We start from the raw sequence: 703 nt of genomic DNA, 5'->3' as shown, positions 1-703 counted from the left end.
AAAGTGATTTAATTATCTCTTTTATTCTTTTTGAGGAATAGATATAGTTTTTGCACTTAAATTATAATTTAACTAACAAATATAGAGAGAAAAATATGAGAAAAATACTAGTTACTTTATTGTTTCTACTATTTGGAACTTCTGCTTTTGCAGATTGTAACATTAAAAGTGGTTCAATAAATATTTTGGCTAATGATTTTCCTGCATTAAGAACTTTCGTTGAAACTTCTAAACAATGTAAAGGAAGTGCTGATTTTAAAGTGACTCACTCATCAGAGCACAATAAAATTGCAGTGCCAGCATTAACTGCGAATCCCTCTGAGTTTTCAGCAAGGATCGCTGCTAATAGTTCAATTGTTCCTTTAATGAACCAAGATTTAATTAGACCATTAGACGATCTTGTTAAAAAATATGGTAAAGGAATTCAGGACTCACAATTAATTACTATTGATGGAAAAGTAATGGCTGTAGCATTTATGGCTAATACACAACACTTATACTACAGAGAAGATGTTTTAAAAGATCTTGGTATAGCTGTTCCAAAAACATACGAGGAAGTAGTTGCTGCATCTGAAAAAATCAGAGCCTCAGGTAAAATGCAATATCCTTATGCTGCAGCTTATAAAGCAGGTTGGAACTTAGCAGAAGAGTTTGTAAACATGTTTATTGGTCATGGTGGTGAATTCTTTAAAGCTGGTGGCGC

Annotated in this window: 1 protein-coding gene; it reads left to right on the top strand. The window is 32.3% G+C overall.

Annotated elements, in window-relative coordinates:
• Positions 1–95: 95 nt before the first annotated feature.
• Positions 96–703: ABC transporter substrate-binding protein (locus tag AMO08_RS05240; protein WP_143323820.1), on the top strand; the 608-nt coding region annotated here is incomplete at its 3' end.

Source organism: Candidatus Pelagibacter communis (assembly GCF_001180205.1).
GTDB lineage: Bacteria > Pseudomonadota > Alphaproteobacteria > Pelagibacterales > Pelagibacteraceae > Pelagibacter > Pelagibacter ubique_O.
Note: the sequence above shows the minus strand (reverse complement) of the source record. Positions and strands in the feature narration are given on the sequence as shown.